The sequence below is a fragment of the Arsenicicoccus bolidensis DSM 15745 genome (assembly GCF_000426385.1).
Classification (GTDB): domain Bacteria; phylum Actinomycetota; class Actinomycetes; order Actinomycetales; family Dermatophilaceae; genus Arsenicicoccus; species Arsenicicoccus bolidensis.
The window spans coordinates 1-8,166 of sequence record NZ_AUFG01000070.1 but is presented as its reverse complement, the minus strand read 5'-3'; the positions used below and the strand labels follow the sequence as shown (position 1 = coordinate 8,166).

At 73.4% G+C, this 8,166-nt stretch carries 9 protein-coding genes; 5 read left to right on the top strand and 4 right to left on the bottom strand.

Going from position 1 to position 8,166, the window contains the following annotated elements:
* Both K313_RS0119095 and K313_RS21815 read right to left on the bottom strand, forming a co-directional pair.
* Positions 1 to 667: DUF222 domain-containing protein (locus K313_RS0119095; RefSeq protein ID WP_029212975.1), on the bottom strand; the 667-nt coding region annotated here is incomplete at its 3' end.
* A gap of 239 nt (positions 668 to 906) precedes the next feature.
* Positions 907 to 2,076, bottom strand: a complete 1,170-nt coding sequence (locus tag K313_RS21815) for a methyltransferase domain-containing protein (protein WP_029212974.1) — start codon at positions 2,074 to 2,076, stop codon at positions 907 to 909.
* 253 nt (positions 2,077 to 2,329) lie between these two features.
* Between K313_RS21815 and K313_RS0119085 the strand changes: the two genes are divergently transcribed.
* The 3 genes from K313_RS0119085 to K313_RS0119075 are packed head-to-tail and all read left to right on the top strand — an operon-like array spanning position 2,330 to position 6,010.
* Positions 2,330 to 3,238 (top strand): shikimate dehydrogenase, encoded by a 909-nt coding sequence (locus K313_RS0119085; RefSeq protein ID WP_029212973.1) that lies wholly within the window; start codon positions 2,330 to 2,332, stop codon positions 3,236 to 3,238.
* A complete protein-coding gene (locus tag K313_RS0119080; RefSeq protein ID WP_029212972.1) occupies positions 3,238 to 5,121 on the top strand; it encodes a bifunctional sugar phosphate isomerase/epimerase/4-hydroxyphenylpyruvate dioxygenase family protein in 1,884 nt (627 codons plus the stop codon). The genes K313_RS0119085 and K313_RS0119080 overlap by 1 nt, the downstream gene beginning before the upstream one ends.
* Before the next feature lie 10 nt (positions 5,122 to 5,131).
* Complete coding sequence (locus tag K313_RS0119075) at positions 5,132 to 6,010, top strand: IclR family transcriptional regulator domain-containing protein (RefSeq protein WP_029212971.1); 879 nt, start codon at positions 5,132 to 5,134, stop codon at positions 6,008 to 6,010.
* Between the two features lie 9 nt (positions 6,011 to 6,019).
* Here K313_RS0119075 and K313_RS0119070 read toward each other — a convergent pair whose 3' ends face one another.
* Both K313_RS0119070 and K313_RS0119065 read right to left on the bottom strand, forming a co-directional pair.
* A complete protein-coding gene (locus K313_RS0119070; protein ID WP_029212970.1) occupies positions 6,020 to 6,514 on the bottom strand; it encodes a MarR family winged helix-turn-helix transcriptional regulator in 495 nt (164 codons plus the stop codon).
* A gap of 50 nt (positions 6,515 to 6,564) precedes the next feature.
* Entirely contained in the window at positions 6,565 to 6,900 is a 336-nt protein-coding gene (locus K313_RS0119065) for a hypothetical protein (RefSeq protein WP_029212969.1), read from the bottom strand.
* Positions 6,901 to 7,266: 366 nt separating this feature from the next.
* On the opposite strand from K313_RS0119065, the gene K313_RS0119055 reads away from it, so the two are divergent.
* On the top strand, positions 7,267 to 7,491 hold the full coding sequence (locus tag K313_RS0119055) for a hypothetical protein (protein ID WP_156911480.1): 225 nt from the start codon (positions 7,267 to 7,269) through the stop codon (positions 7,489 to 7,491).
* A 3-nt stretch (positions 7,492 to 7,494) separates the two neighbouring features.
* A complete protein-coding gene (locus K313_RS0119050; RefSeq protein ID WP_029212967.1) occupies positions 7,495 to 8,085 on the top strand; it encodes a PadR family transcriptional regulator in 591 nt (196 codons plus the stop codon).
* The last annotated feature ends 81 nt before the right edge of the window (positions 8,086 to 8,166 follow it).

Sequence of the window (8,166 nt, the reverse complement as noted above, 5' to 3'; positions counted from 1 at the left end):
CGCCCGGGACCGGGCGACCCGACACGTGCCGGTCCGCCACGACACGGTCATGGGCCGCGGTCGCCGCGCCCGGGTCCAGCTCGTAGGCGATCGCCCGGGCCCGGGCCTCCAGCTCCCGCACCGTCCACCCCGCCGCGCGCGGGGCGACCTCCTCGTCCACGGTCAACCGGTCATCCTGCCCGACCCCGATCGTGGCCGCCGCGACCGCCCGCACGTGATCGACCGACACCAGCCCCCGCCGATGCAGACCCGCCAGGCGGGGCAGCTCCCGGTCCGCGACCCGCGCCAACCCCAACCGGAACCCCGCCGCCGACGCCGAGCACCCCAACGCGGCCCCGACCTCCGCGGCGACCCCCGGCGCGCAGGAACCCCGGTCCGACGCCCGCCCCGACGCCTGCTCGCGCTGGTCGTGGCGGTCCTCGTCCAGGGCCAGCATCACCCGCTGCTGCGCGGCCTGCGCCGCCCGCTCCAAACGCTGCAGGGACGCCAGCAACGCGGTCCGATCCGCGTCGGTCAGGGTCTCGTCCAGCACCACCAACCGGTCCACGACCGCGTCCACCCCACCCGCCGACAGCGTCCCAGTCGCGGCCTCGGACAGGGGGGTCAGGTGGCGGCGTGCCGGACCCGCGTCGGGCTGGTGAGCCTCGCGGAGCGGCGCCGTCGTCATACGAACATGATAGCGAAAAGCATGACCGTAAACCACCCTTGACCAGCAGAAAAACCCATCCGCCGAGACCCTCACCGACCGTCAGGACCAGTCGCCAGGAGTGGCTGCGACGAGCCCCTTCGCTCCTCCCCGGGAGCCCGGCAGCCGACCCACGCTCACCCGACGAGCCTCCCCCTCACGGGAGTCACAGATCTTCGGGTTGGAACCCGAAGATGTTGCACGAGGGTGAGCGGAGGGGCTCAGGCCTGCTGGACCTCGACCCGGTTGCCCATGCCGTCATGGGTGTGCAGCCGCCGCACGCCCGGGATCGCGTCGTCCCACGTGACGTCGTGTCCGGCAGCCTCGAGCCGGCGCGCCACCTCATCAAGGTCACCGGCAAGCAGGCAGGGGTGCGCCTTGCGGGCCGGGGCGAAGTCCGGCTCGACCCCGACGTGCACCACCGCCGACCCGGAACGGAACCAGCAGCCGCCGCGTGCCGCAAGGACGGGCGGCTTGGGGAGCTCCTCCATGCCGAGCAGCTCCCCGTAGAACGCCCGCGCCAGCGCTTCGTCGCCGGGTGCGCAGGACACCTGGACGTGGTCGAGGCCGACGACCAGCGGGGCGATGTCGTCACGCGGGCCTGGACGGCGACCCACAGCGAAGACGCGGTGGAAAGGGAACGAAACGCCATACGGCTCACGGGGATAGGCCCGGCGCAGCCGCTCGCGATAAGGCGCGAGGAAGGACTCGGCGTCGTCGCCCAGCACCTCGAGGACCGGGCGCAGGCCGGTGCCGCGCACCCACTCGAGGACCGGATCCTCCTGCGCCCCAGCAGGATCCAGGACGTGCAGGTATGTCGTCTCCCATGCGTCCGCCTCGAGCCCGGACGCCGCCAGCAGCCGCAGGTAGTCCGTGGCCGCCCCCGACGCCCGGGCGCGGTCCAGCACGGCCCGCAGCTCCGCGGCACGGGGGTGACCGGCCGCCACCTCGCGCATCAGCGCATGGCTCGGGGCGTCGAAGTTGGCGGGCACCTGCATCGCGAACCACCCTGCGGCGGAGAGGTGCTCGAGCCAGCGCGGGACCAGGTCTCGGTGCGTGGGGACCCACTGCAGGGTGGCATTGGTGACGAGGACGTCGATGGGGGCGCCGAGCGCGGACGGGTCCCACTCCTCGGCGCGGGCCTGCACCCACTCGACCCGCCCGTCGGGGTCGAGCTCCCGCGCACGAGAGAGCATGTCGGGGCTGGCGTCGACGCCGACGACGCGGGCCCGCGGCCAGCGGCGGGCGAGCTCGAGGGTGAGCGGGCCGTCGCCACAACCGAGGTCGACGATGAGCTCGGGGTCGCGCGTCGGCTGGATCCGCGCCGTGAGGTCCCGGAAGGGGCGGCTCCGGTCGTCGGCGAAGCGGGCGTACAACGTCGGGTCCCACATGGCGGCGCCTCCTGCGATCGGGGGAACGACATACTTATCTTGACATCAAGATATCCGGTGTCAAGACCCCCAAGCCCTCACCCCAACAACGTGAGGGTTTCGTCCAACTTTCTTGGAGAAGACCCTCACGATCGTGGGACGAGGGAGGCTGGGCGTGCGGGAGAGGGGCGTGCGGGATGTGAACTGCGGTCCTGTGTGCGAACCACTCATACTGGCTGGGCCACCGAGACCACACGTGACGGAAGGCCAGCCCGTGAGCACACGCCAGGAGTCCTACCTCGCCGGACTGATCGGGGACGGCGTCCTGCCGTCGCTCACTCCCCCGATGCACGAGCGCGAGGCCGAGCACCACGGGCTGCGCTGCGTCTATCGCCCCGTCGACCTGCACGTCCTCGGCCTGGGCGCCGACGCGGTCGGGCCGCTGCTGCGGGCGGGACGGGACCTGGGGTTCAACGGGTTCAACATCACCCACCCGTGCAAGCAGGTCGTCATCGCCGAGCTCGACGAGGTCGTGCCGGACGCCGCGCGCCTGGGGGCGGTCAACACCGTCGTGGTCACCGAGGACGGTCGCCTCGTCGGGCACAACACGGACGCAACTGGATTCGCGTGGGGGTTCACGCGCGCCCTGCCCGACGTGGCCCGCGAGCACGTCGTGCAGATCGGCACGGGTGGCGCCGGCTCGGCCGTCGCCCACGCCCTCCTGCGCAGCGGCGTCCGCCACCTCCACCTCGTCGACCTGGACGTGGCCCGCGCCGCCGCCCTGGCCGCCCTGCTCACCACGGCCCAGGGTGGCGAGCCTGGCGACGCGCACGCCGACGAGCACGCCCCCACCGTCACGGCCCACGGGCCGGCGGACGTGCCCGACCTCATCGTCGGCGCCGACGGGCTGGTCAACTGCACCCCCGTCGGGATGCACCAGCACCCCGGCACGCCGCTCGACCTCGCCCTCCTGCACCCACGCCTGTGGGTGGCCGACGTCATCTATCGCCCCATGCGGACCCAGCTGGTGGAGGCCGCCGACGCCCTCGGCTGCCGGGTCATGGAGGGCGGCTGGATGGCGGTCGGCCAGGCGGTCGATGCCTTCACGATCCTCACCGGGCGCCAGGCCGACGAGCAGCGGATGCGCGACCACTTCCGTGAGCTCGTCGAGGCGGGTCGCTGATGCGCACGTCCATCGCCACCGTCTGCCTGTCCGGCACCCTCGAGGACAAGCTCGACGCCTGTGCCGCAGCGGGATTCGACGGGGTCGAGATCTTCGAGCAGGACCTCGTGGTCAGCCCGTCGGGCCCCCGCGAGATCCGGGCCCGCTGCGCCGACCTGGGGCTGACGATCGACCTCTACCAGCCCTTCCGCGACGCCGAGGGGACCGACGCGGCGACCTTCGCCGCCACGGAGCGCCGGCTCGAGCACAAGCTCCGCCTCATGGCCGAGCTCGGTGCCGACACCCTGCTCGTGTGCAGCAACGTCGGCACCGCGACGATCGACGACGACGACCTCGCCGCCGAGCAGCTGCACCGCCTCGCCGAGCGAGCGGGGCAGCACGGCGCCCGCCTCGCCTACGAGGCCCTCGCGTGGGGGCGGTTCGTGTCGACATACGACCACGCCTGGGACCTGGTGCGCCGGGCCGACCACCCAGCCCTCGGGACCTGCCTGGACACCTTCCACATCCTCAGCCGGGGCAGCGACCCCGCCGGGATCGAGCAGATCCCGGGCGACAAGATCTTCTTCGTGCAGCTCGCCGACGCGCCCGCGCTGTCCATGGACGTCCTGTCCTGGAGCCGGCACCACCGCGTGTTTCCGGGTCAGGGCGCCTGGGACCTGCCGGGATTCGCGGCGCACGTGCTGCGGGCCGGCTACACGGGGCCGATGTCGCTCGAGATCTTCAACGACGTCTTCCGCCAGGCCGACGAGGAGCGCACGGCGGTCGACGCGCGCCGCTCGCTCACCTGGCTCGAGGAGCGCACCGCCCAGCGCCTGGAGCACGACGGCGGTGCGACCACCGTGCCGCTCGCGACCCTCCCCCGCGTCGACGACCCCACGGGGTTCAACTTCGCCGAGATCCGCGCCGGGGACGACGCCGGGGTCGCGGCGACCGAGTCCCTGCTCGCCGCACTGGGATTCACGGCCCGTGGCACGCACCGCAGCAAGGCCGTCGACCTGTGGACCCTCGGTCGGGCCGCGGTCGTGGTCAACCGCGAGAGGGGGTATGCCGCAGGCCCGCACGTGGCCGCCCTCGGCTTCGACGTCGCCGATCCCGTGCTCGCGGCCAGCCGCGCCCTGCAGCTCGGCACGCACCTCGTCCCCCGGCGCACGCAGGCCGGCGAGGAGGTCCTGCAGGGCGTCGAGGCCCCCGACGGCACCGAGATCTTCTTCTGCGCCGCCCCGCACGGCCCCGACGCGGGCAGCGGCTGGTGGCGGGAGTTCGGTGACGGGCGGGTGGAGCGCGAGACGTCCACCGGCACGGTCGTCGACCACGTCAACCTCGCCCAGCCGTGGCAGTCCTTCGACGAGAGCGTGCTCTTCCTCGCCAGCGTCCTGTCGCTGGACCCCGCACCCTCGGTCGACGTCGCGAGCCCGCAGGGCCTGGTCCGCAGCCAGGTCATGCGCACCAGCGACGGCTGCGTCCGGGTCGCCCTCAACGTCGCCCCACCCATCGTCGAGCAGGAGCGCGACCGCCTGAGGCAGGCCCAGCACGTGGCGTTCTCGTGCGACGACCTCGTGTCCTTCGCCCGCCAGGCACGGGACCGGGGGCTGCGGTTCCTGCGCATCCCGGCCAACTACTACGACGACCTCGCGGCCCGCTTCGACCTCGACGCCGAGCTGCTGGCGACGCTGCGCGAGCTCGACCTCCTCTACGACCGCGACGACCAGGGCGGGGAGTTCCTGCACTTCTACACCGCGACCGTGGGGTCGGTGTTCTTCGAGGTCGTCGAGCGGCGGGGAGGATATGACGGGTATGGCGCCCCCAACGCCCCCGTGCGCCTCGCCACCCAGCACGCCCGCCTGCACGGGACCCTCCGCGAGGCGACCGGGTCGGATCGCTAGGATCGAGGCCATGACCAGCACGGATGCCGCCACCGACGCCGCCCCCGGCGCCCCTGCCACCCCCGGCACACCCGGCACGCCTGGCACCCCCAGCACGTCTGGTGCTCTCGGTGTGGGCGCAGGGCAGGTGCCCGGTGACGGCTACGTGCAGTCGCTGGCCCGCGGGCTCGCCGTGATCCGGGCGTTCGACGAGGAGCACCCGGAGATGACGCTGTCCGACGTGGCGCGCCGCACCGACCTGTCCCGCGCCGCGGCCCGCCGGTTCCTGCTCACCCTCGAGGCGCTGGGCTACGTCCGCAGCGACGGCCGGACCTTCAGCCTCACCCCGCAGGTGCTGCGGCTGGGCTTCGCCTACCTCGCCAGCCAGACCCTGCCCGACGTCGCGCAGCCGCACCTGCAGGACCTCTCGGAGCGGATCCACGAGTCGACGTCCGTGGCGGTCCTCGACGGCGACGACATCGTCTACGTCGCCCGCCGCGCCACCACCCGCATCATGACGGTGTCCATCCGGGTGGGCACGCGCTTCCCGGCATACGCGACCTCGATGGGACGGGTGCTGCTCGCGGGGCTGCCCGACGACCAGCGGCAGGCCTACCTCGAGGGTGTCCGGCTCGAGCGCCTCACCCCGCACACCGTCGCGTCCGTCGAGGCGCTGCGCCGCTCGCTCGACGAGGTGCGCGAGACCGGCTGGTGCGTGCTCGACCAGGAGCTGGAGCTCGGCCTGCGCTCGCTCGCCGTGCCGATCCACGACCCGCGCGGTCAGGTCGTGGCCGCCGCCAACGTGTCGACCAAGGTCATGTCGACCGAGCGCGGGCAGCTGCAGGGCTATCTCGACGCGCTGCGCGACACCGCGCGGGCGATCGAGGAGGACCTGCGCGTGCAGGGCTGAGCGGCGACCTCAGCCCTCGAAGGACAGCAGCAGCCGCCGCAGGGTCCCCGCCAGCTCGGCGCGGTCGGCGGCGGACAGCTCGGCCAGCAGCGCTCGCTCGCGCCCCAGCAGGTCCGCGAACGCCGCGTCGACCACCGCGCGCCCCTCGTCGGTGAGCGCCACGATCACCCCGCGGCGGTCGTGCGGGTCGGGCGAGCGACGCACGAATCCCCGTGCGGTGAGCCGGTCCACGCGGTTGGTCATGGTGCCGCTGGTCACCAGCGTCTGGTGCACGAGAGCCCCCGGGGACAGCTCGTATGGCGCCCCGGCCCGTCGCAGCGCAGCCAGGACGTCGAACTCCCACCCGTCGAGCCCGTGCTGGGCGAACGCCTCGCCCCGCGCCAGGTCGAGGTGCCGGGCCAGGCGCGAGACGCGCGACAGGACGTGCAGGGGCCCGAGATCGAGGTCGGGCCGCTCGCGTCCCCACGCCTCGACGATGCCGTCGACGTCGTCAGAGGTGCTCATGGGGACAGGCTACTCCCGTCAAGTTTCTCGACGTCGAGCGACCTGCCTGCTCAGGAGACGTCGCCGCGGATCCAGCGGGTCACCCGCTCCCCCAGCGGGGTCAGCGTGTCCCGGGCGTCGGCGTGCTCCGTCAGCAGCTCCCACCCGTGGCCGGCCTCCAGCCAGACGAAGGCCTTGTGCTGGGACGGCGCCGCCTGCACCATCGCCTCCACGGGGGCGCGGTCGCCGGAGTCCTGCGCCGACATCGCCGCGAGCACCGGCATGGTCAGCGTGGGGGCGGCCTGGGCGGCTGTCGGAGCCTCGTGCCACTGGCCCGGACCGGACAGGTCGACCACGGCGTCCGCGCCGAGGGCCTTGGCGAAGCCGGCCGCCATGGACCCACCCATGGACGCGCCGACCAGCGTGACGCGCTTGGCCCCCGCTTGCGCGCCTCCTGCACCACCGCGCGCAGCTGGCCCTGGCGGTCGCCGTAGAACGGTGTCCCCGGCTCGCAGCGGGCGCCGGCATACCCGCAGAGGTTGACGAGGTAGCCCGTGAACCCCGGCGTGGGCAGTGTCGACAGGCAGGGCCAGAACCCGCAGAAGCCCTCGTCCGACTGGTGCACGAACACCGCCGCGTTCGTCCCCGAGCCCACGACCGCCCCACTCAGCGTGGCCCCGCCCGGACCGGCGTAGGTGATCGGCTTGGCGCCCGGCACGCGCGCCTGGGTGCGGGCGCAGGTGAGGTCCAGACCGGTCGGCTCGGAGGTGGGGGTGGCCGACGCAGCGCTGGACGTGCTGGCGGCGCTGGACGGGCTTGACGTGCTGGCGGTGCTCGACGCGCTCGAGGCGGACTGGCTGGAACCCGACGAGCCCGACGAGCTCTGTGCGGTCGACTCGCTGCCGGCCTGCGTGCCGCCACCCCCGCCGCAGGCGACGAGCAGCAGGGCGACGGGCGCGGCGATCAACATCTTCGGTGATCTCATATGTCAACATTGACATATGAGTGGACGTACGGACAAGACCTCCGACCTCGGGCATGCGCTGCTGGGGCTGCTCGCGCGGCGCGAGGCGACCGGCTACGACCTCAGCGCGCGGCTGGCCGCACCGCTCGGCTACTTCTGGACGGCCAGCCACAGCCAGGTCTATCCCGAGCTGGCGCGCCTCGAGGCGGCCGGTCTCGTGACGCACGAGGAGATCCCCGGGCGGGGACCGCGACCGACCAAGCGGTATGCCGTGACCGCGGCCGGGCGATCCGCGCTCGCCGCCTGGGTGGTCACCGACCCCGGCGAGCAGGCGGATCGCGACGTGCTGGTGCTGCGGGCGTACTCGCTCTGGCTCGCCGACCCCGCCGCCGCCGCGGCCATGCTGCGGGGCCTGCGCGAGCGCCACGCCGCGCGGCTCGAGGAGTACCTCCAGCACGAGCGCGAGATCCGGGCCGAGGGAGGCGAGATCGCCTGGGACGACCCGCGCTTCGCGGCGCTGGCGAGGGTGAGGGCGGGCATCGGCTACGAGCGCCACCGCCTCGCCTGGGTGGACTGGGTGGTGTCCGCCCTGACGACCGGCCACGCCCCCACGGACGACGCGAACTGAGCTCCCAGCTCACAAAGCGCCGCCCACGCGCGCTCCGGACGACCGTTCGTGAGCTCCCAGCTCACAAAGTGCCGCCCACGC

Excerpts from the sequence above, each read along its gene's own strand:
- K313_RS0119080 (WP_029212972.1), top strand. The coding sequence starts at position 3,238 with ATGCGCACGTCCATCGCCACCGTCTGCCTGTCCGGCACCCTCGAGGAC.
- K313_RS0119075 (WP_029212971.1), top strand. The coding sequence starts at position 5,132 with ATGACCAGCACGGATGCCGCCACCGACGCCGCCCCCGGCGCCCCTGCC.
- K313_RS0119065 (WP_029212969.1), bottom strand. The coding sequence starts at position 6,900 with ATGGGTGGGTCCATGGCGGCCGGCTTCGCCAAGGCCCTCGGCGCGGAC.
- K313_RS0119070 (WP_029212970.1), bottom strand. The coding sequence starts at position 6,514 with ATGAGCACCTCTGACGACGTCGACGGCATCGTCGAGGCGTGGGGACGC.
- K313_RS21815 (WP_029212974.1), bottom strand. The coding sequence starts at position 2,076 with ATGTGGGACCCGACGTTGTACGCCCGCTTCGCCGACGACCGGAGCCGC.
- K313_RS0119050 (WP_029212967.1), top strand. The coding sequence starts at position 7,495 with ATGAGTGGACGTACGGACAAGACCTCCGACCTCGGGCATGCGCTGCTG.